Here is a 17552-nt window from a genome sequence, read left to right as displayed (position 1 = left end):
TGTGACGCCGAGTGCCGCTGTAGCCAATTCCTTTGTTTAGAGACTCAAGGTCATTATGTCAGTCAGCCGAAAATGGATCTTTCCTGCCGCCAGTGTTGCCGTCGTGGCCATTATCGCCGGCCTGCTCTGGTACACCCTGCGCCCCGAGGGCCTGGGGGATGGCTTCGCCAGCGGTAACGGGCGGATTGAAGCCACCGACGTTGACGCGGCCAGCAAGTTACCGGGGCGCATCGCCAGCATTGAGGTTGAGGAGGGCGAGTTCGTCGAGGCCGGGCAAGTGATTGCGCGCATGGACACCCAGGTACTCCAGGCGCAAGTGCTGCAGGCTCAGGCGCAAATGCGCCAGGCGCAGAACAGCCAACTGACTGCCAGCGCCCAGGTTCGCCTGCGCGAGAGTGAGAAAGTCACCGCGCAGGCCATCGTGCGCCAGCGCCAGGCGGAAGTGTCGGCCGCGCAAAAGCGCCACGCCCGCAGCGCGATCCTGGTCAAACGCAATGCCATGGCGCAGCAGCAACTGGATGACGACCTTGCCCGGCTGCAAAGCACCCAAGCCGCTCTGGCGGCCGCAGAGTCCCAGGTTATTTCGGCTGAAGCGGGCATTGCCGCCGCACAGTCCCAGGTGATTGAGGCGCAGTCGGCTGTGGAGGCCACCCAAGCCAGCGTCGAGCGCTTACAGATCGATATCGAGGATAGTCAGCTCAAGGCGCCGCGCGCAGGGCGTGTGCAGTACCGCATCGCCGAGCCGGGTGAGGTAATCGGCGCGGGCGGCAAGGTACTTAATCTGGTCGACCTGAGCGATGTCTACATGACCTTTTTCCTGCCTGAGCAGCAGGCAGGTCGGGTAGCACTCGGTGCCGAAGTTCGCCTGGTGATCGATGCCGTACCGCAGTATGTAATTCCGGCCAAGGTCAGCTACGTGGCCAGCGTTGCCCAGTTCACTCCGAAAACCGTGGCAACCGCCAGCGAGCGCGAAAAGCTGATGTTCCGGGTCAAGGCACGGATTGATCCAGAACTCTTGCAGCGCCACCTCACTCAAGTAAAAACCGGCGTCCCCGGCGTGGCTTATCTGCGGCTTGACCCACAGGCCGAGTGGCCGGCAGAACTGGCGATCAAGGTTCCGCAGTGAGCGCGCCTGCAGCGCCAGTCGCGCAGCTGCAGGATGTCAGCCTGCAGTACGGCAAAACCTGCGCCCTCAATGCCGTCAGCCTGGAAATTCCCGCGCAGTGCATGGTGGGTTTGATCGGCCCCGACGGTGTGGGCAAATCCAGCCTGCTGGCGCTGATTGCCGGCGCACGCAAAATCCAGAGCGGGCAGATCGAGGTGCTCGGTGGCGATATGGCCAGCCGCGCTCACCGCCGGCAAGTGTGCCCACACATCGCCTATATGCCTCAGGGGCTGGGTAAGAACCTCTATCCGACGCTCTCGGTGATCGAGAACCTGGACTTCTTTGCCCGCCTGTTTGGCCAGGCCGAGGCCGAACGCAAAACCCGTATTGCCGAACTGCTGCGCAGCACGGGCCTCAGTGAATTTGGTGAGCGGCCGGCGGGCAAACTGTCCGGCGGTATGAAGCAAAAACTCGGGCTGTGTTGCGCGCTGATCCACGACCCTGACTTGCTGATCCTCGACGAGCCCACCACCGGCGTTGATCCGCTGTCGCGTAACCAGTTCTGGGAATTGATCGAGCGCATTCGCCGGCAGCGCCCGCAGATGAGTGTGTTGGTGGCCACTGCTTACATGGAGGAGGCCGAGCGCTTCGACCATTTGCTGGCCATCGATGACGGCGCCGTATTGGCCACCGGCAGCCCGGCCGAGCTGCTGCAACGCACTCAATGCTCAAGTCTGGAAGAGGCGTTTATCGCCCTGATGCCGGAAGCCAAACGCCAGGGCCATAAGCAACTGGTGATCCCGCCACGCCCGGCAGGCGAACAGGAAATTGCCATTGAAGCGCGCGACCTGAGCATGCGTTTCGGCGATTTTGTTGCGGTCGACCACGTCGACTTTCGCATCGAACGCGGGGAAATCTTCGGCTTTCTCGGCTCCAATGGCTGCGGCAAAACCACCACCATGAAGATGCTTACCGGCTTGCTGCCCGCCAGCGAAGGGCAAGCCCTGCTGTTCGGTCAGGTGGTCAATGCCCGCGACATGGCCACGCGCAAGCGGGTCGGCTATATGTCGCAGTCATTCTCGTTGTATGCCGAGCTGAGTGTGCGGCAGAACCTGGTGCTGCACGCCCAGCTGTTTCACGTGCCGGCCACGGAAATCGCGGCGCGGGTGACTGCCATGGCTGAGCGTTTCAGCCTTGGCAGCGTTATGGAGCAGTTGCCCGAGCGTTTGCCGCTGGGTATTCGTCAGCGTCTTTCACTGGCTGTAGCGGTCATCCATAAGCCAGAAATTCTGATTCTTGATGAGCCGACGTCAGGCGTCGACCCCATTGCCCGTGATGCGTTCTGGCAGATGATGCTCGACCTTTCGCGCAATGACGGCGTGACGATATTTATCTCCACCCACTTTATGAACGAAGCCCTGCGTTGCGACCGCATCTCCTTGATGCACGCCGGCAAAGTGCTCGACAGCGACACGCCCAAGGCCCTGATGGCCAAGCGCGGCCTGCCAACCCTGGAGGCGACTTTTATCGCCTACCTGCAGGATGCCGTCGGCGAAAAAGCACAACAGCCCGCACCAGAAGCGGAGGCTCCAGCAGCGCAGAGCAATGAGCTGAAACGCAAGCGCTTCAGCCTGCTGCGCCTGTTCAGCTATACCCGCCGGGAAGCCCTGGAACTGCGCCGCGACCCGATTCGCGGCAGCATGGCGTTGCTCGGCAGTCTGTTGCTGCTGTTTATCATTGGCTACGGCATCAGCCTGGATGTCGAGAACCTGACCTACGCGGTGCTCGACCGCGACCAGACCACCACCAGCCAGGCGTACGCCCTCAACCTGGCCGGCTCGCGCTACTTTATCGAGCAAGCGCCGCTGCGCGATTACGACGAGCTGGACCGGCGCATGCGCAGTGGCGAGATCAGCCTGGCGGTGGAAATCCCGCCCAACTTCGGCCGTGACCTCAAGCGCGGTGGCGTACCGCAAATCGGCATGTGGCTCGACGGCGCCATGCCGATGCGCGCCGAAACCATCAAAGGCTATGTGATGGGCCTGCATGCCGGCTACTTGCAGGAGCTGGCCCGCCAGGACAGTGCGTCTACGCGAAGTAGCCTGCCGACCCTGGAGGTGCGCTACCGCTACAACCCGGACGTGGAAAGCCTGAATGCCATGGTGCCGGCGGTGATTCCGCTGCTGCTGATGCTGATTCCGGCAATGCTTACCGCCCTTGGCGTGGTACGCGAAAAGGAGTTGGGCTCGATCATCAACCTGTATGTCACGCCGGTCACCCGCCTGGAGTTTCTGCTTGGCAAGCAACTGCCTTATATCGCCCTGGGCATGCTCAATTTTGTGCTGCTGGTGGTCGCTGCGGTGTGGGTGTTCGATGTGCCGCTCAAGGGCAGCCTACTGGCCTTGCTGACCGGTGGCCTGCTGTACATCAGCTGCGCCACGGCCATGGGCTTGCTGATGTCGACCTTTACCCGCAGCCAGATTGCTGCGGTATTCGGCACGGCCATCGTCACCCTGATTCCGGCCATCCAGTTCTCCGGGCTGATCTACCCGGTGGCATCACTCGAAGGCTTTGGCGCGCTGGTTGGCCAGATTTATCCCACCTCGCACTTTCTCATCATCAGCCGTGGAGTGTTCTCTAAAGCGCTGGGTTTCACTGAGCTGTACAGCTATTTCATGGCGTTGCTGATTACCATCCCCGTCCTGCTAGCACTGTGCACCAGCCTACTGAAAAAGCAGGAGGCCTGAGATGGAACAGCTGGCGAATATCTTCCACCTGGGGCTCAAGGAACTGCGCAGCCTGCAGCGTGACCCTGCGCTGCTCTTGCTGATTATCTGGGCCTTTACCCTGGGCATCATCACGGCCGCCACCAGCATGCCGGAGAGCCTGCACAACGCCTCGATTGCAGTGGTCGACGAAGACCGCTCACCGCTCTCGGCCCGCTTGATTGATGCCTTCCAACCACCGTTTTTTCGCCCGCCGCAACGTATCGAACTGAGCGAAATGGATCACGGCATGGACTCCGGGCAGTACACCTTCACCCTGAATATCCCACCGGATTTTCAGCGCGATGTACTTGCCGGGCATAGCCCCGCTATCCAGCTCAACGTCGATGCCACACAGGTGAGCATGGCGTTTACCGGTGCGGGCTATATCCAAATGATCGGTGCCGAGGAAGTCAGCGCGTTCTTGCGTCACTATCGTGCCGACCTGCCGCAGCAGGCCGCATTGGCCGTGCGCGTCGCGTTTAACCCAAACCTGACGCGCAGCTGGTTCGGCTCGGTGATGGAGGTGATCAACCAGATCACTATGTTGTCGATCATTCTCACGGGCGCGGCACTGATCCGCGAACGCGAACACGGCACCATCGAGCACCTGCTGGTGATGCCGGTGACGCCACCCGAAATCATGCTGGCCAAGGTCTGGTCGATGGGCTTGGTGGTGCTGCTGGCCACTGCGCTGTCGCTGCTGCTGGTGGTGCAAGGCTGGCTGCACGTGCCGATTGCCGGCTCGCTGCCGCTGTTCTTGTGCGGCGCGCTGCTGCACCTGTTCGCGACCACCTCAATGGGCATTTTCTTCGGCACTATCGCGCGCTCGATGCCGCAATTGGGCCTGTTGATCATTCTGGTGCTGATCCCGCTGCAGATCCTTTCCGGCGGCACCACACCGCGCGAGAGCATGCCCGAGCTGGTGCAGCAGATTATGCTGGTGGCGCCGACCACTCACTTCGTCGATCTGGCCCAGGCGATTCTCTATCGCGGTGCCGGGTTCGCGACCGTCTGGCCGCAGTTCCTGGCGATCATCGGCATCGGCGCGCTGTTCTTTGCCGGCGCGCTGCTGCGCTTTCGCAAGACGCTGGCACAGATGTCCTGAGGGTGGCGCAGCGAGTGCTTACGCCACCACGGGGATCAACGGGTCGGCAGCGGCCAGGGCGATTGCCCTGTCCGCTGCCGGTGGGTAGATCCACTGGGTGTTGATCTGGGTTTTCAGCGCCTTGCCTTCCTGGCCGGTCAGCAGCACCTTGCGCTCCCAGCCTTCGGTAAACACCGCGCCCCAGGCACCCAGATCCAGGCAGGTGACGTACTTGTGCTGGCTATAGGCAATCGGCGCGACACCGAGCAGATCCGCGGCGGCGTTGTTGCCGGCCGAGCGACCCAGTGCAATGGCGTGCTGGCAGGTCATCAGGGCGTGATTGCCCTGCTCATCCACGGCCGCGTAAGCGGTGTCGCCGGTGGCGTAGATGGCATTCTGGCCGAGCACCTTGAGGTTGCGGTCCACGTGCAGGCGGCCATGTGCATCGCGTTCGCCGTTGATTTGCTGGGTCAGTGGCGAGGCTTTCACACCCACGGCAAAGATCACCGTACTGGCCGCAATGCGTTCGCCGTTACCCAGCTGCACACCGTGCTCATCGACCTTGGACACTGGACTGCCGAGCCGCCAGGTGACGCCTAGGCTGTCGCTGGCTGCGGCGACTATCTCGGCGATTGCCTCGCCCATGGCCGCGCCAACCTGCTTGGCCATATCCACCACGATGACGCGGATGTCGGTCTGCCCACCGAGGGTGGCGCGCAGGCGTGCCGGCATTTCGGTGGCGGTTTCGATACCGGTAAAGCCGCCGCCGACCACCACCACGGTGTTGCGTGCTGCGCTCTCTGGCTGCTGCGCCAGGCTTTGCAGGTGGGCTTCGAGTTTCTGCGCCGACTCCAGGCTGTCGACATCGAAGGTAAAGCGTTCGATACCGTCCAGTGGTGGGCGCGCCACCTGGCTGCCGGACGCGAGGATCAGACGGTCATAGTTCAGTGCAGCCTCGGCACCCGACGCGTCGCGGTAGCTGACGCGCTTGCTGGCGGTATCAATCTGCGTGGCACTGCCCTGGACGAAGCGGACACCCACGGCCTCGAACAGTGGGCCGAGCGGAGCGACTGTGCTGGCCAGGTCGGGCTCATAAAAGCGTGGACGCACGCGCAGTTCCGCCTGGGGCGCAAGCAGGGTGACATTGATGTCCAGGCGCTGCTGTTGATCGAGCAGGCGCACGGCGCTGAGTGCACTCCACATGCCGGCAAAGCCGGCACCAATGATCAGGATTTGCTGTTTCATGTTGTGAGTTCCCATGGTGAAGAGAAAGGCTGTTGGCTGACGACGGGAGTGATTCTGCCTCTGGCTTGGATCAAGGTATTGATCCATTCTTGCCTGAACTCATTGATCCACTTTGGAGCGGCCATGCCCGCCGAAAAATCGCCCCCGCAGGTGGTCTTCCTGCCATTGGGTACACCCGAGCCGGGCGTCAGCCTGCAGCGCTGGTTATATGAGGCGCTGCGCGGCGCCATTCTCGGCGGCCGTCTGCCGGCTGGCAGCAAGCTGCCCAGTACGCGCGCGCTGGCCGAGCACTACAAGCTGGCGCGGGGCACGGCCCAGGTGGCCTATCAGCAGTTGTTGTCCGAGGGCTATCTGGAGGCGCAGACCGGCAGCGGCACGCGGGTTTGCCAGGTGCTGCCGGACGCCACGCTTAACGCCGGCTATGTGCGGCGCAAGGTCGTGGCCACGCAAGAGGCGCCGCGCACGCCCCCTGCCACGCCGTGGGTCGAACGCCTTGAGGCGATCACCCCAATCTTTGCGCGGCGCTCGGTGACGCCGGGGTTGCGGCCGTTCTTCCCGCATCGGGGCGATGTTCAGGCTTTCCCGGTCGACCTGTGGCGCAAGCTACATATCCAGCAGCTGCGCGCCTCGAGGCTGTCCATCCTGCTCGACTCGGACCCCGGCGGCTTGCCGGCGCTGCGTGAAGCCATCGCCGGCTACCTGGCCATCGCCCGTGGTGTGCAAGTGCCCGCCGAGCGCATCCTGGTGCTCAACAGCGTGCAGCAGGGGCTCGACCTGTGCCTGCGCCTGTTGGCACCGGGCAACTCCAAGGTATGGATGGAAGACCCCGGCTACCCCGGCGCGCGTCAGCTGATCGATGTATCGGGTGTGCAGCGCGTGGATGTGCCGGTGGACGCTTTCGGCATTCAAGTGGAGGAGGGCGTGCGTCTGGCCCCCGATGCTCGGCTGGCCTACGTCACCCCTTCACGGCAGGCGCCGCTGGGCGGTGAGTTGTCCCCCGCGCGGCGTCTGGCGCTGTTGCAGTGGGCGGCGCAGCACGGCAGCTATATCTTCGAGGACGACTACGACAGCGAATACCGCTTTATCGCCAAGCCGATTCCGGCGCTGCGCTCGATGCCGGCGGCGGAGCAGTCGGTGATCCTCGCTGGCACCTTCAGCAAGCTGCTGTTTCCCTCCATCCGCCTGGCTTATCTGGTATTGCCGGCGCACCTGCTGGAGAGTTTCACCCGCGCCGCCGCGCTGATGTCCCGCCACGCCAACAGCCTGTCGCAAGCGGTGCTGGCCGACTTTATCCATGAAGGGCATTTCGACCGCCATGTACGGCGCATGCGCAAAATTTACGCTTCACGCGCCGAGGCCTTTGCCGAGTCGGCGCAGCGGCATTGGCAGGGGTTGATCGACGTACCGGAGATCCGTGCAGGGCTGGATATCACCTGCAACCTGCAGATGGACAATGAACAGGTCGCCTTCGCCCGCCTGCAGGCCGCCGGCATCGACACCCTGCCGCTGGCGCGCTACAGCGTGCAGCCCCGAGAACCGGGGCTGGTGCTGGGTTTTGCGCCCTACAATGAGTGCGCGATTGAGGATGCCGCCAAGGCGGTTGCTGTTGCCTTGAAGCAATAAGGCCGCGCGACTCTGACGCAGAGCAGGGCTTTAACCAACCAGGCGGGCGCTACTGCTTGGTGGCGAGTTAACGCGGCCGCTGGCGATAGGCCGAGGTTTGCCGCGCTTAAACAAATACCTGCCGAGCCATCCCACGCGGGATGCGGTTTCTACCCGGCAGTTGCTCCAGGCGTTGCTGCCATTCGGCGCGGGGTTTCAGGGTGGCGGTTGGCTTTACCAGCTCAGCCGCTGCGGCAGCGGCCTTCGCCGCTTTTGCGGCGGCTCTAAGCTCAGCGAGGCTTGGGGTTTTACGGACAGGCTCAACAGTGCCTTTTTCAACGCTGCGCAGGCACAGCTTGCATGAAACCTGAGTGACATCCTGGGTGCTGCTCAGGTTCGAGCCGGTGCGTCCACATGCGACATTTTCCGCGGACGCGGTGTAGTGAATAGCCAACGTGTTGTCTCCTGCATTTTCGGGGCGCGGGATTCTACACGCTTCGCTTAGCACGCCAACTGCTTATCGTTGCGTCGCGGCAGAATTGTGGGGAAGGCCGAATAGCCGCGCGATGTCGGAGCCTGTGCAGTTGTGCATGACAACCCTTTTGTCCTTTTACCGCGACAATTGCAGGGCGGGTTGGTAGCTGAATGCACGATAGGCCGCAGTCGGCCGATTCTGTTGAAAAAGTCCCGTTGCGATTTTTGCCAGTGAAAGTGCGTTAGCGACGTTGAAATTCGATCCGCTCAGAAGGTGGAGCTGCCTTGGTTTTTACGTAGCAACGCCGAAATCGAGCAATTTTTGAGCTGCCGAAAAGTAGCTCTCTCAGAAGACGACTTTTTCAACAGAATCGGCCAATAGCTGCCGGTTAGGGCGGGCAGCTACCGGCCAATGGAGGCGTCGGGCTAGGCTATTCGAAGCTCCCAGTACGCTCGCGCTCCTCTTCGTCCTCTCGAAGCTCTTCCGCTGCGATTCTTCGTTCGAGGCTAGCTCTAGCTGTCGCCAATACTGGCTTCAGCTGTTCCTCGTTACCGAGACTCAGAGCATCGAGAAGCGGAATCCGTTTCTTCAGGATTTCGGCCAAAGACCCGGACCAGCCTGAAGGAGCAAATCGCTTCAAATAGGCTTCGATTACAGCCTTCTTATCAGGAGCATTAGCGAGCAAAGCGAGCGCGGCATCCGAAATAACCAACTCAGAATCGTCCACAGAGTCGATATCGGTATGCTCTTCACTTGCTCGACTTCGGGTGTCGAACAGCTTGCAGCTCCGTGCCGCGAACACGTAACGATCAGGCGGCGATGCATTACACCAATCGATCAATACGTCCACTGGGACTACGCTCAGTGCTGTTTCCTTCCGGTCACTGTACGGACGTCCAATCACCGGCGACATCTGGCGGTAGTAAGCTTCTTCGCCGGGAACATAGATCGCGTCGAGCGCTCGTCGCGGCATGTGCCTGAGGAATGACGAGATGGCGACTTTGATGGCATCCCTATCGGAATAACTACATTCCCTCGTGCGCGCAAAGGCAACTAGACCGCTCAAAACCTCCAGCGCTGCTTCGGAAGAAGCTAGTCGCTTCAGTGAAAACTCCAATACGCTCTCAATGTGGTAAGCGCTATTGGCGCGCCCCCCAAGAACCTGAGCCCAGTGGGCTGAGCGCAAAAGATTCAGGCAGGTTATCGCCAGAGACTCCTTGTACGCATCATCGTGATCTGACGCGCAGTGGACGACCATAGAAAGGACGTCGAGAAACACAACACCTCCATCAGGCAGCAGTGCTATCGCAGCAAGCAACTCACCAATCTCTGCAACAGAGAATGCGTCGGTTTGTCTGCCCATTCCGAGATAGGAGTATTGCCAGGCAGGAGTAGTCCCAGCCTTGATTGATTGGTGGATACGAGCGTAAGCCGCTTGGTTCATCGGTATGCAGCAATGCAGGTCCATGATCCACTTGACCCAAACTGCATCACTTACCGCACTGTCGAGGAACTCCTCGGCAGAAGTGGGAGATGCATAGTGCCAGCCGTTGAGCAAGCCGCGTAGGAACAAGAGACCGACTGCTCCTGCCGTGGCAGTGGCGATATGTTCCTTTGCCGCATCCAAAATCCATCTCGGGTCCGCAACCTGCTTTCCAACGCCAACCCCGAAAGGAAATGCATTGGCTCCTGACTCGGTTGAGATCAATTGCGGGAGTAACTCCAAGAGAAGGCCGTCAATGGTGGCAGCAGCCTCCCCAAGCTCCTCCACGGCCTGGTTTGATCTGCGGATTCGCTCACCAGGCGTTTTAGCGAGCTGATCTGTAGCATCGCCATCAAGATCCAAGTCGAAATGGTTCGAGTCTAGAAGTCGAGCTCGAATCATGTCGGGTATAGCCTTCGGTTTGAGAAGCCCCTCCAACTCGCGCAGCTCGTTCTGAACTGACTCATCGCATTTGCCCGAGTCATAGCGAAGGATGCTTTTGACTCCAAACCAACCTTGAGGCCAGCTCACGACTGAAGCCAGTTCTATTACGGCTGCACACACTTCTGGCCTCAGACTCGTGCCAAGCCAAAGTCCTCTTAAGCGGCGACCCAAAATAGATCTGCAACTTTCAGCAAGGTCGGATTTCTGCTTACCAATGTCGAGTGCCATGCGGAGGAATGGCATAAACCACGCCTCAACGTCTGATCGGGATTCCGGAGCCCACCCCTCGCTCCGCTTTCGAGCTCCGAAATCGAATCTGCTCACGGAGGTAAAATGCCCTGCCTCAAGCGCCGCATCGAGCAGCAACAGCCCCAACTGCTCTCGCTCGGCATCGCCAGACTCAAGCAGTTTTATTACGAACTCTGCCCTTTGATTAGGGGGGGCATTCGTACCGGATAGCACGCAGAAAAACAGAGACTTCAAAATTTCTACAGTAGATTCGTGCCCCCCATTTCCCTTGGGATCCAGCAAGGCAAACCGGACGAGAATATCGGCGGCGATATCGAAGTCTTCGTATTCGAACGCGATGGCTTTCAACGTCTGCGCATATTGAGCACGCTTGCTGTTTTCGTCCGAAAGGAAGCTAGGGGTATTGGCGGCCCGTCCAATCGCCGCTAGGGCTATCTTTGGGGATACAGGCGCAATGTTGTGAAAGATCTCATGGCCAATGTCATTGAGAGTCGATAGGTCGCCAAAACGCCCAGATGGCGAGAGCCAGTCCCGTATGAGCTCGGCGGCTTTTGCACTTTCATGTAAGTAACCAAGTCGCCGCGAGAACGAACGGACAACACGGTCGGTAGCAGTTTCGACAAAGACATTCACAATTTTCGATTTGGGTATTGCTTCTAGTGCCTGGGCTGCGAGTCGATTGGCAATAGCGTGTGGCAGAACAGCACGCCATTTACCACGTTTCTGTACGAGGCCTCTTCGCTGTAGATCGACCACTTTCCGCTGCAGAGTGCTCAATGGAACGTCAGCAGCAGCGGCAATTTTGCTGAGCTCTGCCTCAGGACCATCGTCCTCGCCATCGAACGAGTACAGGATACTGGCCGCTTCCGCACATCTGAGGAGATCTTCACTCTCGACACTCTTCTGATGAAACAAGCGCTTAAACAACTCGGAGTCCCGCAGCCGCGCCAGTTCACCAGTCGTCGTCACCGTCGCTGCCAGCGCAAACGCGACGCGAGCGTTACCGTCTGAGAATGTCGTGATGGTTTCAACGTCACTGATTGATAGAACCGGATAACGCCGCTGAAGAAGTCGCTTGATTACGTCATCGGAGGAGCCTTCGAGACGGTAGCATTTCGTGGCCTCTGGTAAGTCGTCGCGAACGTCGTACTCAACAGTAACTAAGCCAATCTTGCTACCCGATTTCTTAAGCAGCTCGGTGAGTTTCTGATGAGTATCAGCTCCGCAATTGTCCACGACGAGAACACACTGACTTCCGTCTTCAATCAGAGCTTCAAGCATCGCTGAAGGTTGAGGTGACGGCCCATCTGAAAGGTCCGTGTACAGCACGTCATCAGAACTCAGCACAGCCTGATTCGTCTTTACACGCGGATCGAAGAGTGCCTGTACCAATCTCGTCTTGCCAACGCCAGATAAACCGACGATGCGTACGCTTGTCCCCTTCGACAGATCGAGTCGCAGGCGATCAATGGTGGCCGAGATATTCATACCCTTCTCGGCGCCAGGCGTGAACACTTTGACTCGCTCATCGACCAGATATTCGGAGTCGACGGTCGTCTCCTGGTAGGCCCATCCTGAATATGGGCGCCAACCCACAAGTGGTTTGCCTAGCTGGTGTTTGACCCAAGCTACGATTGCTGGGTGTTGCTCGACCCAGTCTGCAATCTTTCTTGCGTCGTAGAAGGCGATATGCGGCGAGGAGCCAAGGCCGTTGGCCGACAAGCAATCTCTCATTGCATCGAGTCGTAGACCAAGAGCGGACTCTGAGGTGTCATCTCGCGTCGCGGCAATGACGTAACTTCCTTTGGTCGTAGCCAGGTCTCGTATTGCTTGTCTTAGCACTCCCTTGGGCGCCATTTCCCCAGGTATCTTGCTGGGGGGAAATACTTCGGCCTTTACCTGAAATGCTGTGTTGTCATTGGGCAGATAGCCAGATATCTCCAGTGGCGGATTTATCTCTACCCTGACGTCCACCCCTCCATCTTTTGCTCTTTGATCGCCACCCCAGGTGACGGCTGACTCGGAGCCCCCGTGCTTGCGAATCTCAGCCCGACACAATCTTGCGATCAGTGCGCGCGCTTGCTCGTCGTTCAGGACTTTTATGTCCGCAGTGTCTACTTGAAATAGTGAGTGCATTTGGGGGCCGTCAGGCTGACTGAAGCCCTAGCATATAACCTGAGGGCGCTTTTGACGCAGAAAGGGCTGGCGAGACGAAGATAGTCGAGAGACGGATTCTATCCGGCTAGCATGACTGCAATCCAAACCGGGAAATCCAAAGTCCTCCGGGTATTCACTTCTTGCCGATAGGCCCCTCCTCGTAGTGAGGCTTGGCGTCTTCGGTGCCACTGCTTGGCAGCCTTGATGACTGCTGTTGGCCGATTCTGTTGAAAAAGTCCCGTTGCGATTTTTGCCAGTGAAAGTGCGTTAGCGACGTTGAAATTCGATCCGCTCAGAAGGTGGAGCTGCCTTGGTTTTTACGTAGCAACGCCGAAATCGAGCAATTTTTGAGCTGCCGAAAAGTAGCTCTCTCAGAAGACGACTTTTTCAACAGAATCGGCCGATAACAGCCCATCACTAAGTGGCGTTATTGGTGCTCCGCTGAACCCTAGGCTCTGGTCGGGCACATATCGCTGGTCACCGCGATTTGCCATGCACGGCGTTGCCCGACAGAATCGCGCCCCGATTCGGCTCAATGGCCGGACGTCGAGGCTGAGAAGGGGCTGGAGTTGAACGAGCAGACATTGTCTATGCGCCTGGAACGTGTGGCGGCGCATGTGCCAGCAGGGGCGCGGTTGGCTGATATTGGCTCGGATCACGCCTATCTGCCGGTGGCGTTGATGCGCCGTGGTGTCATCGAGGCAGCCGTGGCGGGGGAGGTGGCGTTGACGCCGTTCCACGCGGCTGAACGCAGCGTGCGTGAAAGCGAGCTGAGCCAACGCATCAGTGTGCGTCTGGCCGATGGTTTGGCGGCGATTGAGGCGAGCGATGCAATCACGGCAATCAGTATCTGCGGGATGGGCGGCGAGCGGATTCGCGACATCCTCGACAGCGGCAAGGCGCGCCTGAGTGGGCAGGAGCGTTTGATCCTGCAGCCCAATGGCGGCGAGCAGCCGCTGCGCCAATGGCTGATGGAAAATGGCTACCGCATCCTCTGCGAGGAGGTGCTGCGGGAGAATCGCTTTGCCTACGAAATTATCGTGGCCGAACGTTCTGGCCCGGTGAGCTACAGCGCCGAGGAGCTGTACTTTGGCCCGCTGCAAATGCAGGCGCGCAGCCCGGCGTTCCTGGCCAAGTGGCAACGCATGCTGCGTCTAAAGCAGCAGACCCTGGCCGATTTCGCTCAGGCGCGCCAGGCGGTGCCGGAAGAGAAGGTGCAGAAAGTCGCCCAACAGACGCAGTGGATTACTGAATTGCTGGCGTAAACCGGGTTCAGGCGGCCAGCATGCAGTACTAGGTAGTTGGCACCGTTCCGCCATCAATCACAAACTCACTGCCAGTGATGGCGGCTGCGCGGGGCGAGGCCAGAAAGGCAATCAGGTCAGCCACCTCTGAGGGCTTGGCAGGGCGGCCGAGCGGAATACCGCCGAGGGCACCCATGATGATCCGTTTCCCTCCCTCGTAATCGGTCCCGGCTTCCTGCGCCAGCCGCTCGGCCAAGGCCACCGACGCTTCGGTCTCGATCCAACCCGGCGACACCCGCACCACCCGCACGCCTTGCGGCGAGACTTCTTTCGACAGGCTTTTGCTGTAGGTCGACAGCGCCGCCTTGGCCGCTGCATAGGCCGTGGTGGCTTCGGGCAAGGGCAGGCGGTTCTGAATCGAGGTCACATGGATGATCACCCCGCTCTGGCGCTGCAGCATCTGCGGGAGCAGGGCGCGATCCAGACGCACGGCCGGCAGCAGGTTCAGATCGAGTTCGCGTTGCCACTGTGCGTCGTCCAGTACCGCAAAGCCGCCGCTGGGGGCCGACGAACCTCCCAGGACGTGGACGATGATGTCCACATCGCCCAGCCGTTGCCTGGCTGCGGCGACCAGGGTTGCGCAGCCTTCCGGGGTCGCGAGGTCAGCCTGCACAAACAGCCCAGCCGGCAGATCGCTGCTGGCCTGTCGGGCGCAAGTCAGCACCTGCGCCCCCTCGGCAAGAAACAGCTCGACCACCGCGCGGCCGACGCCTTTGCTGCCGCCGGTGACCAACACGCGTTTGCCGCTCAGGTCGAGGTTCATGGCGCAATCTCCAGTGAGCGGATCTGCCCGTCCTGCAGCAGAAACTGATGATTCAGTTGCAGCGGGCTGCCAGGGAAGTTACCGACCAGACGCGCCGTGACGCTCAGCGAATCGTCATTCTGCGTCGCTTCTAGCGGCTCGACGCTGTAGGTGAACGCCTGGCGGGCCTGCTGTTGCCAGGCTGCGATGGCGGCAATGCCGTGGTGTGTGCGGTTTTCGTCGCTCACCCTGGCGTCCGCGTAGAAGCAGGCAGCAAGGCGCGAGATGTCGCCGCCATTGCTGACATCGAAGTAGGTCTGTACGGCGTCAGGCAGTTGTAGGTTCATGGCCTGTTTCCTCTCACAGTGGATTGGGATTCACGACTGTGATCTTGCCGCTCAGTTGATAGTTTGCTCAACTGGGATAGATGTTAACGACCTATCCCGAATATCAGGACAATTACATGGCAGATTCGCGCCTTGGTCTCAATGAGTTGGAAGCTGTGCTGGCCGTGGCGCGGCGGGCGTCGTTTCGGCAGGCGGCCATTGATCTGGATGTTTCGACCACCGCGTTGAGCCACACCATTGCCAAGCTGGAGGCGAGCCTAGAAACGCGGCTGTTCAATCGCACCACCCGCAGTGTGTCGCTGACCGAGGCGGGCGCGATGTACCTGGAGCAGGTCGGCCCGGCGTTGCAGGAGGTGCGTGCGGCGCTGGAAGCGGTGCGCTCGCACAATGCCGGGCCGTCGGGTGTGTTGCGCATCAATGCATTCGCCAGTGCTGCCCGCGCCGCGTTGCTGCCGCTGGTGTTGGAGTTTCTGCAGCGGTATCCGAAGGTGCATATCGACCTGGTGACCGAAGGCCGCCTGGTGGACATCGTCGCGGACGGTTTCGATCTGGGCGTACGCGCCGAGAATCTTGTGCCCAGCGACATGATCGTGATCCCGCTTGGCCAGCCGCAACGCTACGCCGTGGTCGGCTCGCCTGCGTACTTCGCCCAGCACGGCCGGCCGCGTAGCCCGGCGGACTTGCTCAAGCATCAGTGCATCCGCATCCGTCTGCCCAATGGGGCGATCTACCCCTGGCATTTCGAGCGCGCGGGCGAAGTGACCCGGCTTGATGTGACTGGCCAACTCACCCTGGACGAGCCGAGTGTCGCCAAGGCGGTGGTGCAGGCAGGTGTGGGGCTAGGCTTTTTTATGCAGCAGGATGTGCAGGCTGAACTCGACGCCGGGCAGTTCGAGCGAGTGCTGGAGGCGTGGACGCCGCCCCGCGACAACCTGTGCCTGTACTACCCGAACCGGCGCAACCCTTCCGCTGCGCTCAAGGCATTTACCGCCCTGGCGCGCGCCAGTCTGCCGAGCAAAGACCAGCAGCGGTAATTCCCCGGCTGTCCCCAAGCGCCTGCGATCAGGCGATCAAGCCCAGGGTCAGCCCCTTCAAGGTGGCGGCCGCGCGGGTGGAGCAACCCAGTTTGCGGAAGATGCTTTCCATATGGGTGCGCACGGTGCTCGGGCTGATCTCCAGCCGGCGCGCCACTTCCTTGTTGCTGGCGCCACGGCTGATTTCCAGCAGAATGGCGCACTCGCGGGGGGTGAGCAGCGCGCTCTTCGGCTGCGGCAGCCGGCGTTCGCCACGTGCGGCAGCGATCACCGCAGCGCAGATTTCCGCGTCGAACAGGCCACGGCTGGCGTCCTGTTTGAGCAACCGCGCTGCCTCTGCTTCGCTATGGGCGGGCCGCCAGGGCCTGGCGCTCCTTAACGCTACCCAGGCTACCGCGCTGGCGAGCAAGCGATACGCGGCGCACTGGGCATCGGCCGGCGCGCCGCGAAAGTAGCCGCTGCCGTCGAGCCGTTCGTAGGCATGGGCGGCTATCTCGCCAGGTGCGGCCAGTTCAGTGATTTGCCGTGATGCCTTGTGCGTCCAGTAGGGCACTAGGTGGATACGTTCTGTGGCGCCGTAGGGCAGCGGCCCGGCGGTGTTCCACAGCTGATTGGAGACGGCTGCGCGGCCCAGGCCATGGATCAGCGCGGCTTTGCCAATCTCCGTTTGATCTAGCTCTGGCAGCCCCCACAAACGTGCGGCCTCGACGGCGATCTGCGCCACTTGCCGGGAATAACCTGCCAGCCAGGGCAACTTCAGATCGATCACATCGCCCACCAGGGTCAGCGATACGGGGCGTTCGAGTTGGGTGTCGTCCTGCACGTCGGGCGTTTTTTCCAGTTCCGCCAGCCAGGCCTTGGCATTGCGCACCAGCAACGTGGCGAGGGCGGCGGGGTAGCGGCGGTCGGATTGTTCGCTGATCCAGCTCAGCGCCGCGTCCAGGCCATGGGCGCGGCTGAGGATGTCCAGGTCGCCGGCCAGCACCACCTGGTAGGCCACGTCCGGGATGTGCTCGTGGCTCACGCCGAAAGGGCGGCCGGTTCCGTCATAGGTTTCAAATATCCGGCACAAGCCGGCTTCGACTGGCGCGCCGAGTTCGAGGGTTTTCGCGATCTGGCCAGACACCTCGCAATGCACCACGGCGAGTGGCGCCGCCTGGTGCACGGCGTTCATCTGTTCGGCGCCCAGGGTCTGGTCGAGCATCGCGCGGCGGCCGTCGACATCATTGCCCAGCAGATGGGCAAAACCATCGGCATTGGCGGTGCAGCCGGACCAGCGCAGCAAGGCGACCTGTTGCGCCGTCATCAGGTGCTCGCCGTCGCCGTGCATGGCGCGGGCCAGCATCTGCGCCAGGCGGGCAACGCGCTGGGAGTGGCCAAGGGGCTGGCCCATGCTGAGGTCGCCGACCTGGGAGATAGCCCCCAGTGCGCCGCTCAATGAGATGTCGAATCGCAATGCGCTATCCATGAAATAAAGCCCCTGGGTCGGATAAATGACCGATACCCGCTAAGC

At 60.9% G+C, this 17552-nt stretch carries 12 protein-coding genes; 6 read left to right on the top strand and 6 right to left on the bottom strand.

The window, feature by feature from the left end:
• Nucleotides 1-55: 55 nt before the first annotated feature.
• Genes P3C18_RS19090 through P3C18_RS19080 form a run of 3 tightly spaced genes read left to right on the top strand, consistent with a single transcriptional unit; the run spans nt 56 to nt 4978 of the window.
• Nucleotides 56-1126, top strand: a complete 1071-nt coding sequence (locus tag P3C18_RS19090) for an HlyD family efflux transporter periplasmic adaptor subunit (protein ID WP_275963379.1) — start codon at nt 56-58, stop codon at nt 1124-1126.
• Nucleotides 1123-3852 (top strand): ribosome-associated ATPase/putative transporter RbbA, encoded by a 2730-nt coding sequence (gene rbbA, locus P3C18_RS19085; RefSeq protein ID WP_275963378.1) that lies wholly within the window; start codon nt 1123-1125, stop codon nt 3850-3852. The genes P3C18_RS19090 and rbbA overlap by 4 nt, the downstream gene beginning before the upstream one ends.
• Nucleotide 3853: 1 nt before the next feature.
• On the top strand, nt 3854-4978 hold the full coding sequence (locus P3C18_RS19080) for an ABC transporter permease (protein WP_275963377.1): 1125 nt from the start codon (nt 3854-3856) through the stop codon (nt 4976-4978).
• Between the two features lie 18 nt (nt 4979-4996).
• On the opposite strand, the gene P3C18_RS19075 is transcribed toward P3C18_RS19080, so the two are convergent.
• The gene (locus tag P3C18_RS19075; RefSeq protein WP_275963376.1) at nt 4997-6202 is read right to left on the bottom strand and encodes an FAD-dependent oxidoreductase; all 1206 of its coding nucleotides are present in this window, start codon (nt 6200-6202) and stop codon (nt 4997-4999) included.
• 123 nt (nt 6203-6325) lie between these two features.
• Between P3C18_RS19075 and P3C18_RS19070 the strand changes: the two genes are divergently transcribed.
• The gene (locus P3C18_RS19070; RefSeq protein WP_275963375.1) at nt 6326-7825 is read left to right on the top strand and encodes a PLP-dependent aminotransferase family protein; all 1500 of its coding nucleotides are present in this window, start codon (nt 6326-6328) and stop codon (nt 7823-7825) included.
• A gap of 106 nt (nt 7826-7931) precedes the next feature.
• Here the strand turns inward: P3C18_RS19070 and P3C18_RS19065 are convergent, their stop codons facing one another.
• A complete protein-coding gene (locus P3C18_RS19065; RefSeq protein WP_275963454.1) occupies nt 7932-8258 on the bottom strand; it encodes a hypothetical protein in 327 nt (108 codons plus the stop codon).
• A 451-nt stretch (nt 8259-8709) separates the two neighbouring features.
• Nucleotides 8710-12177, bottom strand: a complete 3468-nt coding sequence (locus tag P3C18_RS19060; RefSeq protein ID WP_275963374.1) for a hypothetical protein — start codon at nt 12175-12177, stop codon at nt 8710-8712.
• 1004 nt (nt 12178-13181) lie between these two features.
• Here P3C18_RS19060 and P3C18_RS19055 point away from each other — a divergent pair.
• On the top strand, nt 13182-13877 hold the full coding sequence (locus P3C18_RS19055; RefSeq protein ID WP_346015640.1) for a tRNA (adenine(22)-N(1))-methyltransferase TrmK: 696 nt from the start codon (nt 13182-13184) through the stop codon (nt 13875-13877).
• Between the two features lie 28 nt (nt 13878-13905).
• On the opposite strand, the gene P3C18_RS19050 is transcribed toward P3C18_RS19055, so the two are convergent.
• Nucleotides 13906-14679: an SDR family oxidoreductase gene (locus P3C18_RS19050; protein WP_275963373.1), complete on the bottom strand. Its 774-nt coding sequence runs from the start codon at nt 14677-14679 to the stop codon at nt 13906-13908.
• Complete coding sequence (locus P3C18_RS19045) at nt 14676-15005, bottom strand: nuclear transport factor 2 family protein (protein ID WP_275963372.1); 330 nt, start codon at nt 15003-15005, stop codon at nt 14676-14678. Before P3C18_RS19045 ends, P3C18_RS19050 begins: the two co-directional genes overlap by 4 nt.
• Before the next feature lie 116 nt (nt 15006-15121).
• Here P3C18_RS19045 and P3C18_RS19040 point away from each other — a divergent pair, with 116 nt between their 5' ends.
• Nucleotides 15122-16039 (top strand): LysR family transcriptional regulator, encoded by a 918-nt coding sequence (locus tag P3C18_RS19040; protein ID WP_275963371.1) that lies wholly within the window; start codon nt 15122-15124, stop codon nt 16037-16039.
• Between the two features lie 28 nt (nt 16040-16067).
• On the opposite strand, the gene P3C18_RS19035 is transcribed toward P3C18_RS19040, so the two are convergent.
• The gene (locus tag P3C18_RS19035; protein WP_275963370.1) at nt 16068-17507 is read right to left on the bottom strand and encodes an HD domain-containing phosphohydrolase; all 1440 of its coding nucleotides are present in this window, start codon (nt 17505-17507) and stop codon (nt 16068-16070) included.
• Nucleotides 17508-17552: the final 45 nt, after the last annotated feature.

The organism is Pseudomonas sp. 1928-m (genome assembly GCF_029269135.1).
Lineage (GTDB): Bacteria > Pseudomonadota > Gammaproteobacteria > Pseudomonadales > Pseudomonadaceae > Aquipseudomonas.
This window is presented reverse-complemented; position numbering and strand designations above follow the sequence as displayed.

Bases quoted from the DNA above. Each gene is read 5' to 3' on its own strand.
- P3C18_RS19090 (WP_275963379.1), top strand. From the start codon at position 56: ATGTCAGTCAGCCGAAAATGGATCTTTCCTGCCGCCAGTGTTGCCGTC.
- P3C18_RS19080 (WP_275963377.1), top strand. From the start codon at position 3,854: ATGGAACAGCTGGCGAATATCTTCCACCTGGGGCTCAAGGAACTGCGC.
- P3C18_RS19075 (WP_275963376.1), bottom strand. From the start codon at position 6,202: ATGAAACAGCAAATCCTGATCATTGGTGCCGGCTTTGCCGGCATGTGG.
- P3C18_RS19070 (WP_275963375.1), top strand. From the start codon at position 6,326: ATGCCCGCCGAAAAATCGCCCCCGCAGGTGGTCTTCCTGCCATTGGGT.
- P3C18_RS19050 (WP_275963373.1), bottom strand. From the start codon at position 14,679: ATGAACCTCGACCTGAGCGGCAAACGCGTGTTGGTCACCGGCGGCAGC.
- P3C18_RS19045 (WP_275963372.1), bottom strand. From the start codon at position 15,005: ATGAACCTACAACTGCCTGACGCCGTACAGACCTACTTCGATGTCAGC.
- P3C18_RS19040 (WP_275963371.1), top strand. From the start codon at position 15,122: ATGGCAGATTCGCGCCTTGGTCTCAATGAGTTGGAAGCTGTGCTGGCC.
- P3C18_RS19035 (WP_275963370.1), bottom strand. From the start codon at position 17,507: ATGGATAGCGCATTGCGATTCGACATCTCATTGAGCGGCGCACTGGGG.